Raw genomic sequence first — 21,950 nt, forward strand, 5'->3', positions numbered from 1 at the left:
TACGCTGAGCCCCATGACGACTTCCACGAGCGCTCACCCCTCCTTCGACGACTCCGTCCGCGCCCTCCTCGACGGCAGGAACTTCGCCAGCGTCGCCACCCTCGGCCCCGACGGCTCCCCGCAGAACTCCGTGGTCTGGATCAAACGCGAGGGCGACGCCGTCCTCTTCTCCTCCGTCGACAACCGGCAGAAAGTACGCAACCTCCGCCGCGACCCCCGCATCAGCGTCTCGGTCTACGACCTGGCCAACCCCTACACCTCGGTCGAGATCCGCGGCACCGCCGAGATCCTCCCGGACCCCGGCAAGCGCCTCCCGCACGACCTCTCGCACAAGTACCTCGGCATCGACCCGCCTGGCGAGAAGGACGACGAGACCCGCGTGATCATCCGTGTCGTCCCGCGGCGGATCGTGGGCTTCTCGGCCTGAACCGCCCCGGTTCCTGACCGCCCCGGTCCCCGCTCCCGCCTCCGGGTGCGACGGCGGCTCGGCGCGGCGAGAATGAACGACGCCGGGACCAGCGGTGCGCTCGTGCTCCGCGCCGGCCGTCCGGAACCGCGCGGTGCGCTTGTGCTCAGCACCGGCCGTCCGGAACCGGGAGGTATCTGATGACCACCGCCGGAGACATCATGCACCGCGGCGCCCAGTGGATCCCCGCCCACGAGACCCTCGACCGCGCCGCCCAGCTGATGCGCGAGCTCAACGTCGGAGCCCTGCCCATCAGCGACGCCAACGAACGGCTCTGCGGCATCCTCACCGACCGCGACATCGTCGTCGGCTGTGTGGCCATGGGGCACGACCCGGCCAAGGTCACCGCCGGTGAGATGGCCCAGGGCACACCTCGCTGGATCGACGCGGGTGCCGATGTCGGCGACGTGCTCCGGGAGATGCAGGACCACCAGATCCGTCGGCTCCCCGTCATCGAGAACAAGCGCCTCGTCGGCATGATCAGCGAGGCCGACCTGGCCCGGCATCTGACGGAGGACCAGATCGCGGCCTGGGCGGAGAGCGTCTACGCGAAGAGCGCGACGCGCTGACCTTCGCCCGGGGCCTGCTCAGAGCCAGCCGTTGCGCCGGAAGCCTCGGTAGAGGGCCAGACACGCCACGGATATGACGCCGAGGACCATGGGGTAGCCGAACGTCCAGTGCAGCTCCGGCATGTGCTTGAAGTTCATGCCGTACACCCCGCAGACCATCGTCGGCACGGCGACGATGGCCGCCCACGCGGTGATCTTCCGCATGTCCTCGTTCTGCGCGACCGTCACCTGGGCGAGGTGTGCCTGAAGGATCGAGTTGAGCAGTTCGTCGAACGCGGCGATCTGTTCCTTGGCGCGCAGCAGATGGTCGGAGACATCGCGGAAGTAGGCCTGTATCTCCGAACTGACCACCCGTATGGGACGCGTGGACAACTCCTCGATCGGCCGGGCCAGCGGCACCACGGCCCGCTTCAGTTCGAGGAGTTCACGCTTGAGCTGGTAGATGCGCCCCGGGTCGGTCCGCGCGCCGTCCGGGGAGAAGACGTCCGTCTCGACCTGGTCGATGTCCGCCTGGACCGCGTCCGTGACGTTCAGATAGTCGTCGACCACATGGTCCGCGATCGCGTGCAGCACCGCGGCCGGCCCCTTGGCCAGCTGCTGCTCGTCGGCCTCCAGCTCCTCGCGCAACGGGCCCAGCGAGCCGTGCATCCCGTGGCGCACGGTGATCACGAAGTCCTTGCCGACGAACACCATGATCTCGCCGGTGTTCACCACCTCGCTCGTGGCCGTGAGCTCCTCGTGCTCCACGTAGCAGACGGTCTTGAACACCGCGAACAGCGTCTCGTCGTACCGCTCCAGCTTCGGGCGCTGGTGTGCCTCGATCGCGTCCTCGACGGCCAGCGGGTGCAGTTCGAAGAGCTCCGCGATGCCGGCGAACTCCTGGTCCGTCGGCTCATGGAGACCGAGCCACACGAAACCGTCGCCGTGCTTGCGCACACGCTCCACGGTGTCGACCAGGTCGCCGCCGCCCGGGACCCGGGCCCCGTCCCGATAGGACACGCAGTTCACCACCGACGAGCCCAGGGGTGACCTGGCGGGATGGCTCAGGTCGACGCGCGGACGACGCCGCGCCAGCCGTGCCACCCTGCGAAGGCCGCCGACCCCGCCGAGGCTCGTGACCTTCCGCAGATTCCCTGCCATGGACATCTGGATCTCCTTGCGTGGATCCCCGCTCGCCGCATTGCTGCGCCCTGGCGTGCCAGTGTGCCAGCCCTGCGTGAAACGCGGGTAAGCCTGTGGGACCAGGGCGTTCCGCTTTGTTCCCGCCTGTGGACAAGGGCGTTGGGGGGCGTGTGGGGAGGGCGTTGGGCCGGCGCCTGGCGGAGGGATCTCAGGCACGGAGCGAGGGCTCGGGTACCCCCTCGTAGAGTTGCGTCGCCATGCCGTCGTATCGGAGCGTCGACCACTATGGACAACCAGGACAACTGGGATGATCGCGACATGATGCGAACCGACGGGTATCTCCTCGACAACCGGCAGACCGAGGCCGGAGAGCGCTTCGACGCCTTCGCCTCCCTCTTCGACCCCACGACCTTCCGCCACCTCGAAGGATTCGGTGTCGGCCCCGGCTGGCGCTGCTGGGAGGTCGGGGCCGGCGGCACGTCCGTCGTGTCCTGGCTGGCCAAGAAGGTGGGCCCGACCGGGCGGGTCGTCGCGACCGACATCGACACCTCCCGGGTCGCCCCGGCCGCCCGGCCACCGGTGGAGGTACGCGTCCACGACGTGGGCGCGGAGGAGCCGCCGGGGGAGGGCTTCGACCTCGTGCACGCGAGGCTCGTCCTCGTCCATGTGCCGGACCGGGAACGGGCGTTGCGGTCGATGATCGAGTCCCTGCGCCCCGGCGGACGGCTCCTGATCGAGGACGCCGACCCTGCCCTGCAGCCCCTGACCTGCCCCGACGAACACGGCCCCGCCGAGAAGCTGGCCAACCGGCTGCGCACCGGCTTCCGCCGCCTCCTCACCGACCGCGGCGCCGACCTCTCCTACGGCCGCCGCCTCCCGCGCCTGCTCCGCGAGGCCGGTCTGCGCCGCGTGCAGGCCGACGCCTACTTCCCGCTCACCTCACCGGCCTGCGCGGCCCTGGAGTCCGCCACGATCCGCCAGGTCCGCGCCGACCTCGTCACGGCGGGACTGGCCACGGACGAGGAGATCGACCGCCACCTGGCGAACGTCGAGTCGGGCACGATGGATCTGGCCACGGCACCGATGATCTCGGCGTGGGGGCGGAAGGGGTAGGGGAGAGCGGGAGAGGCGGGTGAGGGGCGGGGTGCCGCTCGCCTGCGGGCGTGCGGGTGCTTGTCCGGACCTGCCGCCGGATCGGTGCTGTCCGGAGCGTCGGGACGCCGCTGCTCTCGGAATCATCCGGACGCCGGTGGCCTGCCCCCCACTCTCTCGATCGACTTCGCCCCCGCCCGGCACCCCTCCCGCGCCGCGTCCTCCGGTTCGGCACCGGTGAGGAGGGTGGCGAGGAAGGCGCCGGTGAAGGCGTCGCCGGCGCCGGTCGTGTCCACCGGCGTGGCCGGAACCGCGGGGACGCGGGCGGTGACCGTGCCCCCACGGGCCACCAGCGCACCGTCCGCACCCTGCTTGGCGACCACCAGCGGTACCTGACGGCTGAGTTTGGCCGCCGCGTCCTCCACATCGGGCAAGCCGGTCAGCAGACAGGCCTCGTCACGGCTCGGCAGCAGGACGTCGACCCCTTCCACCAGCGCGAGAAAACGGTCGATCCCCAGCTTCCTCAGGAACCCGACCGATGCCGGATCCAGACTCACCGGCACCCCCCGCGCGCGTGCCGACGCCAGCGCCACCTCCACGAACGCGCGGCTCGGCGCGGAGAACAGCAGGTATCCCGACAGATGCAGCCGGGCCACCCCGTCCAGCAGCGCGTCCGACCAGTCGCCCGGGTCGAGCCGTACGGCCGCGCCACTGTCCGTGAGGAACGTCCGCTCGGCGACGGCAGCCGTGTCGACCAGGCAGATCACCGTGCCCGTCGGCGCCTCCGGGTCGACGACGAGACGGGGCCGTACCCCGCAGGCCGCCAGCTCCCGCTCGTGCCAGGCCACCGCGTCCGCGCCCACCCGGCCGAGCATCCGGACCTCGCTGCCACCCCAATGGGCCGCCCAGCAGGCCACGTTGGCGCCGGCCCCGCCGGGCAGGGTCCGGATCGCCGAGACCGTGTCCGTGCCCGCCGCGAGCGGCCCCCGATGCCGGGCGACGATGTCCGTGACGACGTCCCCGACGACCAGCAAGGCGCCCGGCGACGAACCGACCTCCGACACCTCGGCGTCGGCCCCCTCGGACCTCACCTCTACACCCCGGCCCAAGCCGCCGCGATCCGCCCCGCCAACCGCACATTGCCCCGTACCGCAGCCAGGTTGGCGCTGAGGGAGGCGCCGTCGGTGTGCCGTACCAGATAGTCCAGGAGGAACGGGGTGACACCTTGGCCCGTGACGCCCTGCTCCTCGCACGCGTGCAGCGCGTCGGCGAGTACGCGCGCGTGCAGATCCGGGTCCAACTGCTCGGCCTGCGGAACCGGGTTGGCGACGATCAGCGCCGACTCGGGCCCGTCCAGCGCGTCCTGGGCCTGCATCACGTCCGCGACCTGCCCCGGGGAGTCCAGCGTCCAGTCCACCGGGTGGCCCGAGTCCGACAGATAGAAGCCGGGGAAGTGGTCCGTGCCGTACCCGGCCACCGCGACGCCGAGCGTCTCCAGTCGTTGCAGGGTCGCGGGCACGTCCAGGATCGACTTCACGCCCGCGCACACCACCGTGATCCGCGTCCGCGCCAGCAGCCCGAGGTCGGCCGACTCGTCCTGCGTCACCGTCCACTCCCGGTGCACCCCGCCGAGCCCACCCGTCGCGAACACCCGGACGCCCGCCAGCGCCGCCAGCAGCGCGGTCCCCGACACCGTGGTCGCCCCGCTCACCCCGGCGGCCAGCGCGAGCGGCAGATCGCGATGGCCCAGTTTGCGGATCCCGTCCTCGTTCGCGACCCGCTCCAACTGCTCCTTGTCCAGGCCGACATGGGGCCGTCCGTCCAGCACCGCGATCGTCGCGGGAACCGCGCCCTGCTGCCGCACGACGTCCTCCAGCTCCAGCGCCACCTGGAGATTGCGCGGTCGCGGCAACCCGTGCGCGATGATCGTGGACTCCAGGGCCACCACGGGTCGACGCGCGTCGATCGCCTCGCGCACTTCTTCGGAAACCACCAGCACCACGCGCCCGCCTCCTGTCGATCGTCCTTCCCTCATCTCTGGCGGGCGGCGCACCCGGCCAAACCCTTGCGAGCGGTGGGAGACGACACCAGCCTGGGGTGCATGACGGACAACTCGACACGTCTCGACCATGTCGTCCTCTGGGTGCGGGACCCGACGGCGGCGGCCGACTTCTACGAGAAGGCGGTCGGCCTGCGCCCCCTGAGGGTGACCGACTTCGCCGCCGGGAAGGCGCCCTTCCCTTCCGTACGGCTCAACGACGAGACCATCCTCGACCTCGCGCCGAAGGCCGGGGCGGACCGCATGACGATGCTCCCGGGCGCCGCCGACAGCGCGGCCCATCCGGTCAACCACATCTGCCTGGCCCTGCCCCGCGACGACTTCGACGCACTGCGCACCCGCCTGGAGGCACACTCGGTGCCCGTCTCGGAGATCTTCCACGACTCCTACGGAGCCCGGGGTGCGGCCCCGCGCAGCTTCTACTTCCGCGATCCGGACGGGAACGTCTTCGAGGTACGGCACTACGACTGACCGGCGGACGGAGGCCGGCGCCTCTCAGAACAGTGGCTCGGGGAGCACCCCCTCCAGGGCGAGCAGCTTCCGCTTGGTCTCCAGCCCGCCCCCGAAACCGCCGATCCCGCCGTCGCTCTCGACGACCCGGTGGCAGGGCACGACCACGGGCAGCGGGTTGGATCCCATCGCCACCCCGACCGCCTGGGCCGCGCCCGGCTGGCCGACCCGCCCGGCCAGATCGCCGTACCCGATGACGCTGCCGTACGGCACTCCGGCCGCCAGCACGCGCAGCACCTGCCGGTTGAAACCGGAGATCAGCGACCAGTCCAGGGGCAGCTCGAAATCGCGCCGCCGACCCTCGAAGTACGCCTTCACCTGGCGTATCGGCTCGGCCAGCAGCGGTGAGCCGGGCGCCTCGACGGGCTCGCCGCCCAGTCGGGAGGCGAGCCGGTCCAGCGCCTTGTCGCGCACCGGTTCGGTGGCGTGGAACACGACGTTGACGAGTCCGTCGCGGGTCGCGGCCAGCAGCAGGGGGCCGATGTCGGTACCGACGACGGCCCAGACGACCTGCTGCGCGTTCTGCCCATGGCTGTCCATGCGCCCACCGTACGACCCGCCACTGACAATGCCCCGCGGGGCGAACCAGGGGCCTCAGGACCCGCCGGTCGCGTCCCGGACCACGTCGGGCTTGTTGCTGATGAGGCCGTCGACTCCGTACCCGGCGACCTGGCGGGCGGTCTCCGCGCTGTTGACGGTCCAGGCGAAGACCTCCAGCGGCTTGCCGTGCGCCCCGTCGAAGGCGTGGACGGTGGCCACGTAACCGGTGGTGATCGTGGTGTGGGAGGGGTTGATCTGGTCGGTGAACTGCGCGAGTGCGGGCAGGTCCGCCACGGACGGCGTGCCGAGGAGGCCGGTCTTGACGCCGGGCTTCAGCTGGTGGACGGTGCGCACGCTGTCCGCGCTGAAGCTCTGCACGATCAGCCGACTCGCGAGGTGCCCGCTGTCGAGCCAGCCCTCGTTGCTGAGGACCTTGAGGGTCTGCTGCTCGATGCCCGGGTAGAGGGTCGGGTTCTTGATCTCCAGGAGGAGCTTCTGGTGGTTGCGGTCGACCCGGTGCACGTACTGCTCCAGCGTCGGCACGTGCGTGCCCGCGTAGGAGGGGCCGAACCAGCTCCCCGCGTCGAGGCGCGCGATCTCGGCGGCGGTGAAGTCCTTCACCTTCCAGGGCGCCCGGCTGGGGAAGACCTGCTCGACGTCGGTGGTGCGCTGGAGGCTGTCGTCGTGGATGACGACGAGCTTGCCGTCCTTGGTGCGCTGGACGTCGTTCTCGACCCACTGGATGCCCAGCCGGGCCGCGGTGTCGACGGCGGCCAGGGTGTTCTCGGGTGCGTAGGCGGAGGCGCCGCGGTGGGCGATGACCGTGGGCCGTTCGCCGTCGTCGGCGGCCCGGACGTCGGAGGAGGGAAGCAGGAGGGCGGCGGTTCCCAGGAGCGCGGTGGTCGTGGCGGCAACTGCACGCGCGTGCATGCGTACTCCTTGCATCGGGCGTTCACGGACAGCTCCACTGTGACAGCAGAGGGTCAACAGCAGACGAAGTACAGAATGGCCACAGATTGAATGGAGTTGCCCAACTCCGCTCACCGGTGCCGCACAACTGCGGCAACGGCGTGGCAAGGGCGTGTTTCTTTGCCGGAAAATCGTTCGACCATTCCGGTGGGGGTCATACTCTTCGCCTCAACCCTGACCGCTCGGGCGGTCCTGGGAGGGGGCGCATTTCAGCACATTCCGGGACGCAAGAAGGCGGAAGGGTAGCCGCGCATGCAAGGCACGGTCGACGGATTCAGCTACGGACTCGTCACACCGCTGGTGGCCTACCTCATGGCTTGCCTGGGAGGCGCCCTCGGCCTGCGCTGCACCACCAGATCCATGCTGGTGTCGAACTCGTGGCGACCCGGCTGGCTGGCCCTGGGATCCGCCGCGATCGGCTCCGGCATATGGACCATGCATTTCGTGGCGATGATGGGCTTCACCGTCAGGGGCGCCCCGATCCACTACGACAAAACGATGACGTTCGCGAGCCTCGGCGTCGCGATTGTCATGGTGGGCGTCGGGATCTTCATAGTCGGTTACAAGGGCGCGAGCGGAACGGCGCTGTTCACCGGGGGCACCATTACGGGCCTGGGCGTCGCCTCGATGCACTATCTGGGCATGGCCGGGATGCGGCTGAACGGAAACCTGGAATACAACACGCTGACCGTCGCCGCCTCCGTCGTCATAGCCATGGCCGCCGCCACCGCCGCCTTGTGGGCGGCCGGCCAGGTCAGAGGGCTGATGTGGAGCGTGGGCGCGAGTCTCGTCATGGGCCTCGCCGTCAGCGGTATGCACTACACGGGCATGGCCGCCCTCAGCGTCCATCTGCACGGCAGCTCCGCCGCCCCGACCTCGGGCGACTCGCCCGCCGAACTGCTCGCACCGATGATGATCGGCCCGCTGGCCTTCCTGCTGATCGCCGGCGTCGTCGTGATGTTCGACCCGCTGATGGTCATGGGCAAGCCCGACTGGGCGCCCGTCGAGAACAAGCCAGGTATTCCGGCCCACGCCGACGCCCCGCACACGGTCCGCCGCCCCCCGGTCCGCCCCCGCCGACGGGTCGGCCAGCGCAGCTCACGGACCCCGCAGAACTGGTGACCGCACCGCGTTGTCAGTGGGGGGTCGTACGGTGGACTCCATGCGGCCCGTTTCCCACATCGAACGCACGGTGGCGCCTTTCGAGGTCGTCAGCCCCTACCAGCCCAGCGGCGACCAGCCGACGGCCATCGCCGACCTGGCCCGGCGCATCGAGGCCGGTGAGAAGGACGTCGTCCTCCTCGGCGCGACCGGCACCGGCAAGTCCGCCACCACCGCGTGGATGATCGAGAAGCTCCAGCGGCCCACCCTGGTGATGGCCCCGAACAAAACCCTGGCCGCCCAGCTGGCCAACGAGTTCCGGGAGCTCCTGCCGAACAACGCGGTCGAATACTTCGTCTCGTACTACGACTACTACCAGCCCGAGGCCTACGTCCCGCAGTCGGACACCTACATCGAGAAGGACTCCTCGATCAACGAGGAGGTCGAGCGGCTGCGCCACTCCGCGACCAACTCGCTGCTGACCCGCCGCGACGTCATCGTGGTCGCCTCGGTCTCCTGCATCTACGGCCTCGGTACTCCGCAGGAGTACGTGGACCGGATGGTCCCCCTCAGGGTCGGCGACGAACTCGACCGTGACGAGTTGCTGCGCCGCTTCGTCGACATCCAGTACACGCGCAACGACCTGGCCTTCACCCGGGGCACCTTCCGGGTCCGCGGCGACACCATCGAGATCTTCCCGGTCTACGAGGAGCTCGCCGTCCGCATCGAGATGTTCGGCGACGAGATCGAGGCGCTGTCCACGCTGCACCCGCTCACCGGCGAGATCATCAGCGACGACCAGCAGCTGTACGTCTTCCCGGCCTCCCACTACGTGGCAGGGCCGGAGCGCATGGAGCGGGCCGTCAACGACATCGAGAAGGAGCTCGGTGAGCGTCTGACCGAGCTGGAGAAGCAGGGCAAGCTCCTTGAGGCCCAGCGGCTGCGCATGCGGACCACGTACGACCTGGAGATGCTCCGTCAGATCGGCTCCTGCTCCGGTGTCGAGAACTACTCGATGCACTTCGACGGCCGTGAGCCCGGCTCCCCGCCGAATACCCTGCTGGACTACTTCCCGGACGACTTCCTGCTGGTCATCGACGAGTCGCATGTCACGGTCCCGCAGATCGGCGCCATGTACGAGGGCGACGCCTCCCGTAAGCGCACCCTCGTCGACCACGGTTTCCGGCTGCCCTCCGCTCTCGACAACCGCCCGCTGAAGTGGGAGGAGTTCCAGGAGCGCATCGGGCAGACCGTCTATCTGTCGGCCACCCCCGGCAACTACGAACTCTCCCGGGGCGACGGCGTCGTCGAGCAGATCATCCGCCCGACCGGACTGATCGACCCGGAGGTCGTGGTCAAGCCCACCGAGGGCCAGATCGACGACCTGGTGCACGAGATCCGCAAGCGCACCGAGAAGGACGAGCGCGTCCTGGTCACCACGCTCACCAAGAAGATGGCCGAGGACCTCACGGACTACTTCCTGGAGCTCGGCATCCAGGTCCGCTATCTGCACAGCGACGTCGACACCCTGCGCCGCGTCGAGCTGCTGCGTGAACTGCGCGCCGGTGAGTACGACGTCCTGGTCGGCATCAACCTCCTGCGCGAGGGCCTCGACCTCCCCGAGGTCTCCCTGGTGGCGATCCTCGACGCCGACAAGGAGGGCTTCCTGCGTTCCGGCACCTCCCTCATCCAGACCATCGGCCGCGCGGCGCGCAACGTCTCCGGCCAGGTCCACATGTACGCCGACAAGATCACCCCGGCGATGGCGAAGGCCATCGACGAGACCAACCGGCGCCGGGAGAAGCAGGTCGCCTACAACACGGCGAACGGCATCGACCCCCAGCCGCTGCGCAAGAAGATCAACGACATCGTGGCGCAGATCGCCCGCGAGGACGTCGACACCGAGCAGCTGCTCGGCTCCGGCTACCGCAAGCAGAAGGACGGCAAGAGCGCCAAGGCACCGGTGCCGTCCCTCGGCGGCAAGGCGGCGGGCGGCAAGGCCGCCAAGGGCAAGGCCAAGGACACCGTGCCGACCGACCGGCCCGCGGCCGAGCTGGCCGAGCAGATCGAGGAGATGACCGCGCGGATGCGCGCCGCCGCCGCCGATCTCCAGTTCGAGATCGCGGCCCGACTGCGCGACGAGGTCTCCGAGATGAAGAAGGAACTCCGGCAAATGCGGGAGGCGGGCATCGCCTGACGGACACGCGACGCCCCTGTTGTACGCGCTGTGTTGCAAGACCGACACAAATTGCGCCCCGGGTAGCGGCACTGTCAGTGCCCCTGCGTAGGGTTCTGGTCAACCGCGGACTCCGCGGCAACAGGGGACAGTTCGAGAGGGGAATCAGCGCGTGACCGTCAACATGACCAAGGGTCAGGCCATCAGTCTGCAGAAGAACGACGGCGGCAGCCTGACCGCGGTGCGCATGGGTCTCGGCTGGCAGGCGGCTCCCCGTCGCGGCCTGTTCGGCTCGCGCACCCGCGAGATCGACCTGGACGCCTCCGCCGTGCTGTTCGCGGACAAGCAGCCCGTCGACGTCGTCTTCTTCCGCCACCTGGTGAGCGACGACGGCTCGGTGCGCCACACCGGCGACAACCTCGTCGGCGGTGTCGGCCAGGGCGGCGACGACGAGGCGATCCTCGTCGACCTGGCGCGCGTCCCGGTCCACATCGACCAGATCGTCTTCACCGTGAACTCCTTCACGGGCCAGACCTTCCAGGAAGTGCAGAACGCGTTCTGCCGTCTCGTCGACGAGACCAACGGCCAGGAGCTGGCCCGCTACACGCTGGCGGGCGGCGGCGCCTACACGGCCCAGATCATGGCCAAGGTGCACCGCACCGGCCCCGGCTGGACGATGACGGCCCTCGGCACCCCGGCCAACGGCCGCACCTTCCAGGACCTGATGCCGGCGATCCTGCCGCACCTGTAGCCCGCCCGGCCAGGGCCCGCGACACCGGCATGATCCGTCCGCCGGGCCCTGGCGGCACCCGACACCGAAAGCGACACAGGGGGACGAAGGCATGACGGCCGAGCTGGTGCGGGGGCAGAACCACCCGCTCTCCCAGGCCCGTCTCGAGATCCGGGTCTCGGCCGGCAAGCCGATCGTGGCCGGCGTGACGCTCAGCGACGAGCACGGCAAGGTCCACGGCATCGAATGGGTGGCCCACCCCGGCGCACCCACCCTGCCGGGCCTGGAGGTCTCCCGCCAGGCCGCCGCCGACCACCGCCTCGCGGTGGACCTCGACGCCGTGCCGGAAGCCGTGCACCGGGTCAGCGTGCTGCTGGCCCTGCCCACCGGAGTGGGCGGCCCCGTCAGGTTCGGCGGTCTCGCCGCCCCCTTCCTCGCGGTCACCGGCCTCGACGGCTCCGAGGTCGCCAGCTACACCATCACCGGCCTGGAGGCCGAGTCCGCCGTCGTCGCCCTGGAGCTGTACCGCCGTCAGGGCGCCTGGAAGGTCCGCGCCGTCGGCCAGGGATACGCCGGTGGCCTCGCCGACCTCCTCGCCGACCAGGGCCTGCCCCAGGCCCACCAACTGGCCGGCAGCATCAACGACGCCGTGGCCCAGGGCCTCGCCCGCTCGGTCCAGGCCCCCCGCACCGACGGCGACCGCACCCGGCACGCGGCGACCCCGACCCTCGGCGCCGACCAGGGCGGCGCCGCAGCTCAGGGCGCCGCACCACCGCCCCCGCCCGCGTCGCCGTACGGCAACCAGGCATCGGGCGCGCCCGGGCAGCCCACTTCTCCCTACGGTGCCCAGGCACCCGGCACCCCCGCCCAGCCGCCGTCCTCGCCCTACGACCCTCCGGCCGCCACGGACCCGTCCTCCGGTGCCCAGCCGGGCGCCGGCGCGGGTGGCACCGTCAACTACAGCCATCCGCGCCGCCAGACCACCGCCCCGCCGCCGCCCCCGCCGACCGCGCCCCCGGCCCAGCCCGGACAGCCCCAGCAGCCCGTCGCGGGGGATGCGACCGGCTGGTCGATGGACGAGCGGCTCTACAACCAGGTGTGGGGCATGTTCGAGGACCTGGCCCGCACCATGGCCGCGTACCGCAGCGCGGTCGACTTCGCCGACTCCCGTATGGAGAAGGAGCTGGACCAGGCCCTGTCCGACCCGCGCAGCAGGATCGGCGGCCAGAGCGACGCCGCGCGCGAGGCGGCCCGCGCCCGGCACACCGAACTCGTCGACCAGGCACGCGCGGCCCTGGACCGCGACCTTGCCCAGCTCACCGCCGAGGCCGACGTCGTGGAGCCCGCGCTGCCCGCGGCCTACGCCCGCTGGGACAACCCCGTCTGGCACGGCCACCGGGTGCCGATGGAGATCCCCATGGCCCTGCGCCTGGGCGACCTGCATCTTCCCGAGGCCCCGCAGCTGCGCATCCCGATGCTGGTCCGACTGCCGCTGGAGCGCGGTCTGTGGATCGACAGCGGGCGCGCCGACTCGCTCGACGGCTCCTTCACCGACTCCCACGACCTCAGGCGTCTGGCGATGGAGACCGCGGTGGCGCACGCGGCCCGGCTGCTCGCCGTCTATCCGGCCGGCGAGTTCACCGTGCACGTCATCGACCCGGCGGGCTCCGGCGGGCAGGCGCTCGTACCGCTGGTGCAGACCGGTGTGCTCGCCGGGCCGCCCGCCCTGGGCGCGGCGGGCGTGGCGGACGTCCTGGCCCGGCTCACCCAGCGCGTCGACCTGGTGCAGATGGCGGTGCGCGGCGGCGCGCCCGACTCGCTCCCACCGGGCTTCGACACCTCCGAGCAGCTGCTGATCGTCAACGACTTCCCGCACGGCTTCGACGACCGTGCCGTGACTCAGCTGCGCTATCTCGCCGACGAGGGCCCGGCGGTCGGCGTCCATCTGATGATGGTGGCGGACCGCGAGGAGGCCTCCGCGTACGGCCCGTTGCTGGACCCGCTGTGGCGTTCGCTGCTGCGACTGAGTCCGGTGCCCGACGATCATCTCGCCGACCCGTGGGTGGGACATGCCTGGACGTACGAGCCCTCGCTCGTGCCGCCGGGCAGCCAGGTCCTCCAGCAGGTGCTGAGTCAGCTGACAGCGGCCCGTACCAAGTACACGTAAAGGCTCACGACCTGCGACTTTGACCTTTCTTTTGCCAATCGCTTTACCTTTCCTTGGTGATTGGGGTACCGTCTTCCTTGCGGAGGGGAGTACTCCCTGTCGATGCGGCGTACCCGTCAATACGGAACAGATCCCATGGATCTGCTCCCGGGGCGTCGGCCCACCTTGGGTGGAAGAGACCTCCGGCAGCGCGACGACGCTGACATTTGCCGTTACGTAATGCCGGAGGATCAGTGGATGTTTCCGTGACCCTGTGGGTCCTGACCATCGTGGGCCTCGCCGCCCTCATCGCGGTCGACTTCTTCATCGGCCGCAAGCCGCACGACGTGTCCATCAAGGAAGCCGGGATCTGGACGGTCGTCTGGATCGCCCTGGCCGGCCTCTTCGGCCTCGGCCTGCTGATCTTCGGCGGGGGCCAGGCCGGCGGAGAGTTCTTCGCGGGCTTCATCACCGAGAAGTCCCTGAGCGTCGACAACCTCTTCGTCTTCGTCCTGATCATGGCGAAGTTCGCGGTGCCCTCGCAGTACCAGCAGCGGGTGCTCCTCGTCGGTGTCCTCATAGCCCTGGTCCTGCGGGCCATCTTCATCGCCGCGGGCGCCGCCATCCTCGCCAGCTTCGCGTGGGTCTTCTACCTCTTCGGCGCCTTCCTGATCTGGACCGCCTGGAAGCTCATCCAGGAGGCCCGGGCCGACGAGGAGGACGAGGAGTTCGAGGAGAACAAGCTCCTCAAGGCCGCCGAGCGCCGCTTCGGAGTGGCCGACCGCTACCACGGCACCAAGCTCTGGATCGAGGAGAACGGCAAGCGGGTCATGACCCCGATGCTCGTCGTGATGCTGGCGATCGGCACCACCGACGTGCTCTTCGCCCTCGACTCCATCCCCGCGATCTTCGGCCTGACCCAGGACCCGTACATCGTCTTCACGGCCAACGCGTTCGCCCTGATGGGTCTGCGCCAGCTGTACTTCCTCATCGGCGGCCTGCTGAAGAAGCTGGTCCACCTCAGCTACGGCCTGTCGATCATCCTCGGCTTCATCGGCGTCAAGCTGGTGCTGCACGCGCTGCACGAGTCCGGGGTCCACGTCCCCGAGATCAGCATCCCGGTCTCCCTCGGCGTGATCTGCGGCGTCCTGGTCGTCACCACGATCACCAGCCTCCGCGCCACCAGGAAGCAGGCGGCGGCCGAGGCGGCGCAGACGCGGAGCGATGGCGCTCCGAAGGACAGCATCGACGCCTGACCACGTCGGACGTAGGAACAACCAGCACCGGGAGCGCCGCATGACCGATTGCCGCCCATCGCTCCCGGTGCTTCGGTTGTCTGCGGAGCGTCTCCGCGCCGGAGACGCCACGGCCGGGTGGAGGCACCGTGGACGCACCCATGAAGTTCGTACAGATTCTCGACTTCGAGACCGACCGCATCGACGAGATGCGCGAGCTGGCCCAGCAGCAGGAGGAGAGCATGGCGGCCCGCAGCGGCGGGCCCACGCACCGCCTCGTCCTGAAGGACCGCAACCAGCCCAACCGCTACTTCGTGGTGATCGAGTTCGACTCCTACGACGAGGCGATGGCCAACAGCGAGCACCCCGACACGACCAAGTTCGCCGAGCAGATGGCCGCGCTCTGTGCCAAGCCACCCACCTTCACCGACTGCGACGTCGTGGACGTCACCGAGTTCAAGTAGCGCCCGCCGGGCCCCGTACCGCCGGAGTGCGGGGCCCTTTCGCCTCTGCAAGGATCACCGCATGATCGCTCGGCTCCGGTCGCTCACCACCCAGTGGACGCTCCTCGTGCCGGTGCTCGCGGTCGTCCTGCTGGGCTTCACCTGGGGGCGTGATCTGCCGGGCGTGGTCGTCGGCCTGGTGACCGTGGTCCTCGCGGGCGCCGTCCTGGCCGCCGTGCACCATGCCGAGGTCGTCGCCCACCGGGTCGGCGAACCCTTCGGCTCGCTGGTCCTCGCGGTCGCCGTCACCATCATCGAGGTAGCGCTGATCGTCACCCTGATGGCCGACGGCGGCAGCAAGGGCTCGACCCTCGCCCGGGACACGGTCTTCGCGGCCGTGATGATCACCTGCAACGGCATCGTCGGCATCTGCCTCCTGGTCGCCTCCCTGCGCCACGGCATCGCGGTCTTCAACCCCGAGGGCACCGGCGCCGCCCTCGCGACCGTCGCCACCCTGGCCACCCTCAGCCTGGTGCTGCCGACGTTCACGACGAGCAAGCCGGGCCCGGAGTTCTCGGGCGTCCAACTGACCTTCGCCGCACTGTCCTCACTGATCCTGTACGGCCTGTTCGTCGCCACCCAGACCGTGCGGCACCGCGACTACTTCCTCCCCCTCACCCGCCAGGGCGAGGTCATCACCGTCGACGACCACGCCGACGCGCCCTCTACCCGCACCACCCTGATCAGCCTGGGCCTGCTGGGCCTCGCCCTGATCGGCGTCGTGGGACTGGCCAAGGGCGTGTCGCCCACCATCGAGTCAGGAGTGGAGGCCGCCGACCTCCCGCATGCCGTCGTCGGTGTGATCATCGCCCTGCTGGTCCTGCTCCCCGAGACCATCGCCGCGCTCCGCTCCGCCCGCCGCGACCGGGTGCAGACCAGCCTCAACCTCGCGCTGGGCTCGGCGATGGCCAGCATCGGCCTCACCATCCCCGCCGTCGCCCTGGCCACCGTCTGGCTCGACGGCCCGCTCGTCCTCGGCCTCGGCTCCACGCACATGGTCCTGCTCGCCCTGACCGTGGTCGTGAGCTCCCTGACGGTGGTGCCCGGCCGGGCCACCCCGCTCCAGGGCGGCGTACACCTGGTGGTGTTCGCGGCCTATCTGGAACTGGCGCTCAACCCCTAGACCGCGCGCCGCCGGAGCGCCCTGCAAGCCGCCCGCCCCGCTCATTCCATGACCGGCTCCGCCTTGACCGCCGCCGTCGCCCCCACCGGCCGCGTCTCCGGCAGCAGCGCGAAGCAGACCAGGCTGAGCAGCGCGATCCCCGTCAGATAGGCCCCCACCCCCCATGGCACCCGGCCGCCCCGCTCGGCCAGCGCCGTCGCCACGATCGGGGTGAGCGCGCCCCCGAGGACCCCGCCGAGGTTGTAGCCGACCGCGGCACCCGTGCAGCGCACCCGCGGCTCGTACAGCTCCGGCAGATACGCGGCGATCACCGCGAACATCGTGATGAACGCGAGCATCGCGCCCAGGAAGCCGAGGAACATCAGCAGCGGAGCCCCGGTCGCCAGGAGCGCGACCATCGGGAACATCCACAGCGCCGCCGCCGCGCACCCGGCCAGACACAGCGGCCGCCGCCCGTACCGGTCGCCGAGCAGCGCCACCACCGGCGTGAGCGAGCCCTTGACCACGACCGCGGCCATGATGCAGGCCAGCATCACCGTACGGCTCACGCCCAGCCGTTCGGTCCCGTAGGCGAGGGACCAGGTCGTCACGGCGTAGAAGATCGCGTACCCGACCGCGAGCCCGCCGGCCGTCAGCAGGACGAGCCGCCAGTGGTCGCGTGCCACCTCGGCGAGCGGCACGCGCGCGTGGTCGTCCAGTTCGAGGAAGGAAGGGCTCTCGACGAGCGACGACCGCAGCCACAGCCCCGCCAGGGCCAGCACGCCCGCCGCCCAGAACGGCACCCGCCACCCCCATGAAGCGAACTGCGCGTCCGTGAGCGTCGCCGACAGCACCAGCATCACGCCGTTGGCGAGCAGGAAGCCCAACGCGGGCCCGACCTGCGGAAAGCTCGACCACAGCCCGCGCCGCTCGGCCGGCGCGTGCTCCGCCGTCAGCAGCACCGCCCCGCCCCACTCCCCGCCGAGCCCCAGCCCTTGGAGGAAGCGCAGCCCGAGCAGCAGCAGGGGAGCGGCCACCCCGATCGAGTCGTAGGTCGGCACACAGCCGACCGCGACGGTGGCACCGCCGGTGAGCAGCAGCGACAGTACGAGGACCGGTCGCCGACCGCGCCGGTCGCCGATGTGCCCGAACAGCACCGACCCCAGCGGCCGGGCGACGAACCCCACCCCGAACGTGCCGAACGCGGCGAGCGTCCCCGCCAGCGGCGAGAACGTCGGGAAGAACAGCGGCCCCAGGACCAGCGCCGCCGCGGTCCCGTAGACGAAGAAGTCGTAGAACTCGATGGCCGTCCCGGCGAGGGAGGCGGCCGCGAGCCGCAGCATGGAGGGCGCCCTTACGGTGCGTACGTCGTGCATGCCGCGTCAACTACCCACGGTGACCATGGGTTACGGGGGCGCGCGGAGGCGCGGCCGCCGGGTCAGTAGGTGACCGTGATGCGCCGGGCGGGGCCGTCGACCCGTACGAGTCCGCCGTAGGGGATGGCCAGTTGGGGGTCCGTGTGGCCGAAGTCCACGTCGAAGACGATCGTGGTGTCGGGAGCGTACACACGCATCGCGCGGAGTACCGCTTCGCGCTGCTCGGCCGCGTAACGGTCGGCCTCCTCCGGGCTGTTGGGCCGCTCGAAGGACCAGGTCTTGGGACGGCCCATCAGGAGCGCGGAGAAGCGCCGGAGCAGGCCGCGCTCGCCCATGTTGCGCAGGGTGCGGAAGACCTCCTCGCCGCTCGGCAGTTCCTCGGACGTCTCCAGGAGCAGCACGCCGTCGTCGTATGCGCTCAGGTCGCGGGCGATCTCGCGGTCGGCCATCAGCAGCCATCCCAGGATCTCCAGGCAGCCGCCCCAACTACGGCCCTCGACCACCCGGTCGGGGTTCACCCAGGTCCAGCCGCCGCCCGGCCGGGTCGGCGGTGCCGTCTCGAAGGTCGCCGGGTCCGCCCAGTCCCGGTTGACGTCGTTCCAGCGTTCGGCGGGCGTGAGTTCGTACGCGCCGGAGGTGAACAGCGCCGCCCTGAGCGAGTCGGCGGTGAGCGTGTCCATGGCCACCGGGCGCCCGAGCGCGGTCATCACCGTCGCACCGTGGTAGCCGACGATGCCGGTGTTGTGGAGATAGGCCAGCAGGTTGGTGTTGTCGCTCATCCCGAAGAACGGCTTCGGGTTCGCCCGGATCAACTCCCGGTCCAGGAACGGCAGGACGGTGATCTGGTCGTCGCCCCCGATCGAGGCCATGATCACCTTGATCTCCGGGTCGGCGAAGGCGGCGTTGACGTCGGCGGCCCGCTCCTGCGGGGTCGCGCCCATCCTGCGCGTCGTCGGGTACTCGACGGGCACGAGGCCGAACTCCTCGCGCAGCCGCTCCAGCCCCAGTTCGTGCGGGCGCGGGAAGAGCCCGGGCAGCCCGGCGCCGGGCGAGATGACGGCTATACGGTCGCCGGGGGAGGGCTTGGGCGGGTACGAGATCGTCGTCATTCCGGGAGGGTACGGGCCACACCGCTCCCGGCGCACCGTGATAAACCGGGTCTGAGCAGCGGTCTTCAACGGGCCGCCCACCCTTCACCGGACCGGAGGAACCGTGCCCCGCACCCTGGCCAACGCCCCGATCATGATCCTCAACGGCCCCAATCTGAACCTGCTCGGGCAGCGTCAGCCGGAGATCTACGGCAAGGACACGCTGGCCGACGTCGAGTCCCTGTGCGCCAAGGCGGCGGCCGCGCACGGCGGCACGGTGGACTTCCGCCAGTCCAACCACGAGGGCGAGCTGGTCGACTGGATCCACGAGGCGCGGCTGAACCACTGCGGGATCGTCATCAACCCCGGCGCCTACTCGCACACCTCGGTCGCGATCCTGGACGCCCTCAACACCTGTGACGGACTGCCGGTGTTGGAGGTCCACATCTCCAACATCCACCAGCGCGAGACCTTCCGGCACCACTCGTACGTCTCCCTGCGCGCCGACGGGGTCATCGCGGGCTGCGGGGTGCAGGGGTACGTGTTCGGTGTGGAGCGGGTCGCGGCGCTGGTGGCTTAGAGCCGGCCCGCCTCCACGATCCGCCGCAGGAACCGCTGTGTGCGCTCCTGCTGCGGGTCGCCGAAGATCTGCTCGGCCGTCCCGCGCTCCAGGACCACGCCTCCGTCCAGAAAACAAACCTGGTCGGCGACGTCCCGCGCGAAGCCCATCTCATGCGTGGCCAGCACCATGGTCATGCCGTCGCCCTTGAGGTCACGGACGACGTTCAACACCTCGCCCACCAGCTCCGGGTCGAGGGCGGCGGTGACCTCGTCGAGCAGCAGCAGCCGGGGACGTACCGCCAGAGCCCGTACGATCGCCACCCGCTGCTGCTGACCGCCGCTCAGCCGGTCCGGGTACTCGCCCGCCTTCCCGCCGAGCCCGAGCCGCTCCAGCAGCTCCCTGCCACGCTCCTCGGCCTCCGCGCGGGACACCCCGTGCACCCGGCGCGGGGCGAGAGTGATGTTCTCCAGCACGGTCATGTGCGGGAAGAGGTTGTACGCCTGGAAGACCACGCCGATACGGCGGCGTACCGCGTCCTGGTCGACGCGCGGGTCGGTGATCTCCTCGCCGTCCAGCCAGATCGCGCCGTCGTCGATCTCCTCCAGGAGGTTGGCGCAGCGCAACAGCGTGGACTTGCCGGAACCGGAGGCGCCGATAAGCGCGGTCACGGTGTGCGGGGCGACCTCCAGGTCGACGTCCCGCAGCACGACCGAGTCACCGAAGGTCTTGCGGACGGACTCCATCCGCAGCACCGGTGCGTCCGCGTCGCTCATGCGATTCCTCCCTGGGCCCGCTGACGGTCCATCCGTGCCGTCACCCAGTCCGTGAAGCGGGTCATCGGGATGGTCAGCGCCACGAACACCAGGCCCGCGACGATGTACGGCGTGTAGTTGAGACTGCGGCCCACGATGATGTCGGCGGCCCGTACGGCGTCCACCGCGCCGCCGATCGACACGAGCCCGGTGTCCTTCTGCAGCGACACCAGGTCGTTGAGCAGCGGCGGCACCTGACGGCGTACCGCCTGCGGCAGCACCACGTACCGCAGCGCCTGCCGGTTGGAGAGTCCGAGGGAGCGGGCCGCGGCGCGCTGTGAGGGGTGGATGGACTCGATGCCGGCGCGGAACACCTCGGCGACGTACGCCGAGTACGTCAGCGTCAGCGCCGTGCCGCCCAGCCACACCGGGTCGACCGTCACGCCCTGGAGCCGCAGCGCGGGGACGCCGAGGACGACGATCATGAGGTTGATGATGAGGGGAAGCCCGCGGAAGAAGTCCGTGTAGGCCGCGGCCAGCACCCGCAGCGGGAAGAACACCGGGCCGCGCAGCGTACGGGCGACGGCGATGAGCATGCCGAGGACGAGCACGGCCGCGCCGCAGATCAGCAGCAGCCGGACGTTGAGCCAGAGCCCTTCGAGGATCTTGGGCAGCGCCTCGCGCGCGTACTGCCCGTTGAAGAAGGTCTCCTTGGTGCGCGGCCAGCCGGGCGCGTTGACGACGACCAGATAGAGGACGACCGCCGTCACGAGCGTCGAGACCGCGGCGATCGCGGTGGCGCGACGGGAGCGGGCGCGCTTGTGGCGCTCGCGTTCGAGCCGCCGCGCGGAGGGCGTGTACGCGTCGACCGGGTCCGGCGTCTGCGCGCCGGACTCGTCCTTGGTGAGCGTCACTTGAGCACCGGGGCGTCGACGGCGTCGGACAGCCACTGCTGCTCGATCTTCGCCAGCGTGCCGTCCTTGCGCAGGGCGTCCACGGCGCCGGTCACGCAGGAGGTGAGCGCGCTGCCCTTGTCGAGGACGAGACCGAACTGCTCCCGCGTGCCGCCCTGGTTCTCGAACTGGCCGACGATCTCGGCGTCCGTGACCTCGGCCGCGGTGATGTAGAAGGCGGTCGGCAGGTCGACGACGATGGCGTCCACCTGGCCGTTCTTCAGGGCGGACTTGGCCTGGTCGTTCTTGGCGTACGCGGCGGCCTGCCGCGTCGGCTTCACCACGTCCTCGATGTAGTTGAGGCTGGTGGTGCCGACCTGGGCGCCCAGCTTGAGGCCCTTGAGGTCCGCGATGCTCGTCGCCTTGGCGGCCTTGGTGCCCTTGAGGGCGATGACGGCCTGGCGGACGTCGTAGTAGCCGGACGAGAAGTCCACGGCCTTCTTGCGCTCGGCGCTGATCGACACCTGGTTGATGTCGAAGTCGAACGTCTTCTCCCCGGGCGCGAACGCCTTGTTGAAGGGGACGCTCTGCCAGACGACGGCGCTCTTGTCGTAGCCGAGCTGCTCGGCCACGGCGTAGGCGACCGCGGACTCGAAGCCCTTGCCGTTGGCGGGCTTGTCGTCCTTGAACCAGGGCTCGTACGCCGGTTCGTCGGTGGCGATCGTCAGCTTGCCGGACGTCTCGGTGGCGAGCTTGCCCTTGGCGCACGCGGCGCCCGTCGTCGACCCCGAGGGCTTCGCGGCCGAGTCGTCCTCGGGCTGCGGAGCACAGCCGACGGCGGTGGCGAGCAGGGCTATCGTTGCGGCGGCTACGGCGCGGCGCAGGGCGCTGGGGGCGAGGTGCATGGCGGGAGATTGACAGCACGTCGCCCCGTTTGTCGAGGTCACGTCGGCTTTTGT

At 70.4% G+C, this 21,950-nt stretch carries 22 protein-coding genes; 12 read left to right on the forward strand and 10 right to left on the reverse strand.

Features of this window, described 5'->3' with window-relative positions; all coding sequences use genetic code 11:
* Positions 1 to 13: 13 nt before the first annotated feature.
* Together OG885_RS33700 and OG885_RS33705 are read left to right on the forward strand one after the other, a co-directional pair.
* Entirely contained in the window at positions 14 to 427 is a 414-nt protein-coding gene (locus OG885_RS33700) for a PPOX class F420-dependent oxidoreductase (protein WP_405738007.1), read from the forward strand.
* 179 nt (positions 428 to 606) lie between these two features.
* A complete protein-coding gene (locus OG885_RS33705; RefSeq protein WP_399959027.1) occupies positions 607 to 1,035 on the forward strand; it encodes a CBS domain-containing protein in 429 nt (142 codons plus the stop codon).
* A gap of 18 nt (positions 1,036 to 1,053) precedes the next feature.
* On the opposite strand, the gene corA is transcribed toward OG885_RS33705, so the two are convergent.
* Positions 1,054 to 2,181 carry a magnesium/cobalt transporter CorA gene (gene corA / locus OG885_RS33710; protein WP_405738008.1) on the reverse strand — a complete coding sequence of 376 codons (1,128 nt, stop codon included), beginning with the start codon at positions 2,179 to 2,181 and terminating at the stop codon, positions 1,054 to 1,056.
* A gap of 294 nt (positions 2,182 to 2,475) precedes the next feature.
* On the opposite strand from corA, the gene OG885_RS33715 reads away from it, so the two are divergent.
* Positions 2,476 to 3,270 (forward strand): methyltransferase domain-containing protein, encoded by a 795-nt coding sequence (locus OG885_RS33715; protein WP_405738009.1) that lies wholly within the window; start codon positions 2,476 to 2,478, stop codon positions 3,268 to 3,270.
* A gap of 122 nt (positions 3,271 to 3,392) precedes the next feature.
* On the opposite strand, the gene OG885_RS33720 is transcribed toward OG885_RS33715, so the two are convergent.
* Together OG885_RS33720 and OG885_RS33725 are read right to left on the reverse strand one after the other, a co-directional pair.
* Entirely contained in the window at positions 3,393 to 4,340 is a 948-nt protein-coding gene (locus tag OG885_RS33720) for a carbohydrate kinase family protein (RefSeq protein WP_405738010.1), read from the reverse strand.
* A 2-nt stretch (positions 4,341 to 4,342) separates the two neighbouring features.
* Entirely contained in the window at positions 4,343 to 5,251 is a 909-nt protein-coding gene (locus OG885_RS33725) for a pseudouridine-5'-phosphate glycosidase (RefSeq protein WP_405738011.1), read from the reverse strand.
* Between the two features lie 99 nt (positions 5,252 to 5,350).
* On the opposite strand from OG885_RS33725, the gene OG885_RS33730 reads away from it, so the two are divergent.
* Positions 5,351 to 5,779, forward strand: coding sequence for a VOC family protein (locus tag OG885_RS33730; RefSeq protein ID WP_405738012.1), 429 nt, complete (start codon positions 5,351 to 5,353; stop codon positions 5,777 to 5,779).
* Positions 5,780 to 5,803: 24 nt separating this feature from the next.
* Here the strand turns inward: OG885_RS33730 and OG885_RS33735 are convergent, their stop codons facing one another.
* Together OG885_RS33735 and OG885_RS33740 are read right to left on the reverse strand one after the other, a co-directional pair.
* Complete coding sequence (locus tag OG885_RS33735; protein WP_405738013.1) at positions 5,804 to 6,358, reverse strand: methylated-DNA--[protein]-cysteine S-methyltransferase; 555 nt, start codon at positions 6,356 to 6,358, stop codon at positions 5,804 to 5,806.
* Positions 6,359 to 6,412: 54 nt separating this feature from the next.
* On the reverse strand, positions 6,413 to 7,288 hold the full coding sequence (locus OG885_RS33740) for a glycerophosphodiester phosphodiesterase (protein ID WP_405738014.1): 876 nt from the start codon (positions 7,286 to 7,288) through the stop codon (positions 6,413 to 6,415).
* A 291-nt stretch (positions 7,289 to 7,579) separates the two neighbouring features.
* On the opposite strand from OG885_RS33740, the gene OG885_RS33745 reads away from it, so the two are divergent.
* From OG885_RS33745 to OG885_RS33775, 7 genes are all read left to right on the forward strand, one after another.
* The gene (locus OG885_RS33745) at positions 7,580 to 8,449 is read left to right on the forward strand and encodes an MHYT domain-containing protein (protein WP_405738015.1); all 870 of its coding nucleotides are present in this window, start codon (positions 7,580 to 7,582) and stop codon (positions 8,447 to 8,449) included.
* A gap of 40 nt (positions 8,450 to 8,489) precedes the next feature.
* The gene (gene uvrB, locus OG885_RS33750) at positions 8,490 to 10,625 is read left to right on the forward strand and encodes an excinuclease ABC subunit UvrB (RefSeq protein ID WP_405738016.1); all 2,136 of its coding nucleotides are present in this window, start codon (positions 8,490 to 8,492) and stop codon (positions 10,623 to 10,625) included.
* 151 nt (positions 10,626 to 10,776) lie between these two features.
* Positions 10,777 to 11,355 carry a TerD family protein gene (locus OG885_RS33755; protein ID WP_329340429.1) on the forward strand — a complete coding sequence of 193 codons (579 nt, stop codon included), beginning with the start codon at positions 10,777 to 10,779 and terminating at the stop codon, positions 11,353 to 11,355.
* A gap of 91 nt (positions 11,356 to 11,446) precedes the next feature.
* Positions 11,447 to 13,501, forward strand: coding sequence for a TerD family protein (locus tag OG885_RS33760; protein WP_405738017.1), 2,055 nt, complete (start codon positions 11,447 to 11,449; stop codon positions 13,499 to 13,501).
* 233 nt (positions 13,502 to 13,734) lie between these two features.
* Positions 13,735 to 14,736, forward strand: a complete 1,002-nt coding sequence (locus OG885_RS33765; protein ID WP_329340433.1) for a TerC/Alx family metal homeostasis membrane protein — start codon at positions 13,735 to 13,737, stop codon at positions 14,734 to 14,736.
* A gap of 128 nt (positions 14,737 to 14,864) precedes the next feature.
* A complete protein-coding gene (locus OG885_RS33770; RefSeq protein WP_405738018.1) occupies positions 14,865 to 15,179 on the forward strand; it encodes a hypothetical protein in 315 nt (104 codons plus the stop codon).
* A gap of 61 nt (positions 15,180 to 15,240) precedes the next feature.
* A complete protein-coding gene (locus OG885_RS33775; protein ID WP_405738019.1) occupies positions 15,241 to 16,341 on the forward strand; it encodes a calcium:proton antiporter in 1,101 nt (366 codons plus the stop codon).
* Positions 16,342 to 16,382: 41 nt separating this feature from the next.
* Here OG885_RS33775 and OG885_RS33780 read toward each other — a convergent pair whose 3' ends face one another.
* Entirely contained in the window at positions 16,383 to 17,696 is a 1,314-nt protein-coding gene (locus OG885_RS33780) for an MFS transporter (RefSeq protein WP_405738020.1), read from the reverse strand.
* A 62-nt stretch (positions 17,697 to 17,758) separates the two neighbouring features.
* Entirely contained in the window at positions 17,759 to 18,805 is a 1,047-nt protein-coding gene (locus OG885_RS33785; RefSeq protein ID WP_405738021.1) for a S66 peptidase family protein, read from the reverse strand.
* A gap of 103 nt (positions 18,806 to 18,908) precedes the next feature.
* Here OG885_RS33785 and aroQ point away from each other — a divergent pair, with 103 nt between their 5' ends.
* Positions 18,909 to 19,364: a type II 3-dehydroquinate dehydratase gene (gene aroQ, locus OG885_RS33790; RefSeq protein ID WP_405738022.1), complete on the forward strand. Its 456-nt coding sequence runs from the start codon at positions 18,909 to 18,911 to the stop codon at positions 19,362 to 19,364.
* Here aroQ and OG885_RS33795 read toward each other — a convergent pair.
* From OG885_RS33795 to OG885_RS33805, 3 genes are read right to left on the reverse strand one after another with little or no spacing between them, the layout of a single operon-like run.
* A complete protein-coding gene (locus OG885_RS33795; RefSeq protein WP_405738023.1) occupies positions 19,361 to 20,119 on the reverse strand; it encodes an amino acid ABC transporter ATP-binding protein in 759 nt (252 codons plus the stop codon). The two genes, aroQ and OG885_RS33795, sit on opposite strands and share 4 nt — an antisense overlap.
* The gene (locus OG885_RS33800; RefSeq protein ID WP_405738024.1) at positions 20,116 to 21,012 is read right to left on the reverse strand and encodes an amino acid ABC transporter permease; all 897 of its coding nucleotides are present in this window, start codon (positions 21,010 to 21,012) and stop codon (positions 20,116 to 20,118) included. The genes OG885_RS33795 and OG885_RS33800 overlap by 4 nt, the downstream gene beginning before the upstream one ends.
* Positions 21,009 to 21,896 (reverse strand): ABC transporter substrate-binding protein, encoded by an 888-nt coding sequence (locus OG885_RS33805; protein WP_405738025.1) that lies wholly within the window; start codon positions 21,894 to 21,896, stop codon positions 21,009 to 21,011. The genes OG885_RS33800 and OG885_RS33805 overlap by 4 nt, the downstream gene beginning before the upstream one ends.
* Positions 21,897 to 21,950: the final 54 nt, after the last annotated feature.

Origin of the sequence: Streptomyces sp. NBC_00028 (assembly GCF_045041065.1) — a bacterium.
Taxonomy (GTDB): domain Bacteria; phylum Actinomycetota; class Actinomycetes; order Streptomycetales; family Streptomycetaceae; genus Streptomyces.

What these genes read in the sequence shown, in the direction of transcription:
- OG885_RS33700 (WP_405738007.1), top strand. Translation starts at nt 14, where the DNA reads ATGACGACTTCCACGAGCGCTCACCCCTCCTTCGACGACTCCGTCCGC.
- OG885_RS33705 (WP_399959027.1), top strand. Translation starts at nt 607, where the DNA reads ATGACCACCGCCGGAGACATCATGCACCGCGGCGCCCAGTGGATCCCC.
- corA (WP_405738008.1), bottom strand. Translation starts at nt 2,181, where the DNA reads ATGTCCATGGCAGGGAATCTGCGGAAGGTCACGAGCCTCGGCGGGGTC.
- OG885_RS33715 (WP_405738009.1), top strand. Translation starts at nt 2,476, where the DNA reads ATGATGCGAACCGACGGGTATCTCCTCGACAACCGGCAGACCGAGGCC.
- OG885_RS33730 (WP_405738012.1), top strand. Translation starts at nt 5,351, where the DNA reads ATGACGGACAACTCGACACGTCTCGACCATGTCGTCCTCTGGGTGCGG.
- OG885_RS33735 (WP_405738013.1), bottom strand. Translation starts at nt 6,358, where the DNA reads ATGGACAGCCATGGGCAGAACGCGCAGCAGGTCGTCTGGGCCGTCGTC.
- OG885_RS33740 (WP_405738014.1), bottom strand. Translation starts at nt 7,288, where the DNA reads ATGCACGCGCGTGCAGTTGCCGCCACGACCACCGCGCTCCTGGGAACC.
- OG885_RS33745 (WP_405738015.1), top strand. Translation starts at nt 7,580, where the DNA reads ATGCAAGGCACGGTCGACGGATTCAGCTACGGACTCGTCACACCGCTG.
- uvrB (WP_405738016.1), top strand. Translation starts at nt 8,490, where the DNA reads ATGCGGCCCGTTTCCCACATCGAACGCACGGTGGCGCCTTTCGAGGTC.
- OG885_RS33760 (WP_405738017.1), top strand. Translation starts at nt 11,447, where the DNA reads ATGACGGCCGAGCTGGTGCGGGGGCAGAACCACCCGCTCTCCCAGGCC.
- OG885_RS33775 (WP_405738019.1), top strand. Translation starts at nt 15,241, where the DNA reads ATGATCGCTCGGCTCCGGTCGCTCACCACCCAGTGGACGCTCCTCGTG.
- OG885_RS33780 (WP_405738020.1), bottom strand. Translation starts at nt 17,696, where the DNA reads ATGCACGACGTACGCACCGTAAGGGCGCCCTCCATGCTGCGGCTCGCG.
- OG885_RS33785 (WP_405738021.1), bottom strand. Translation starts at nt 18,805, where the DNA reads ATGACGACGATCTCGTACCCGCCCAAGCCCTCCCCCGGCGACCGTATA.
- OG885_RS33795 (WP_405738023.1), bottom strand. Translation starts at nt 20,119, where the DNA reads ATGAGCGACGCGGACGCACCGGTGCTGCGGATGGAGTCCGTCCGCAAG.
- OG885_RS33805 (WP_405738025.1), bottom strand. Translation starts at nt 21,896, where the DNA reads ATGCACCTCGCCCCCAGCGCCCTGCGCCGCGCCGTAGCCGCCGCAACG.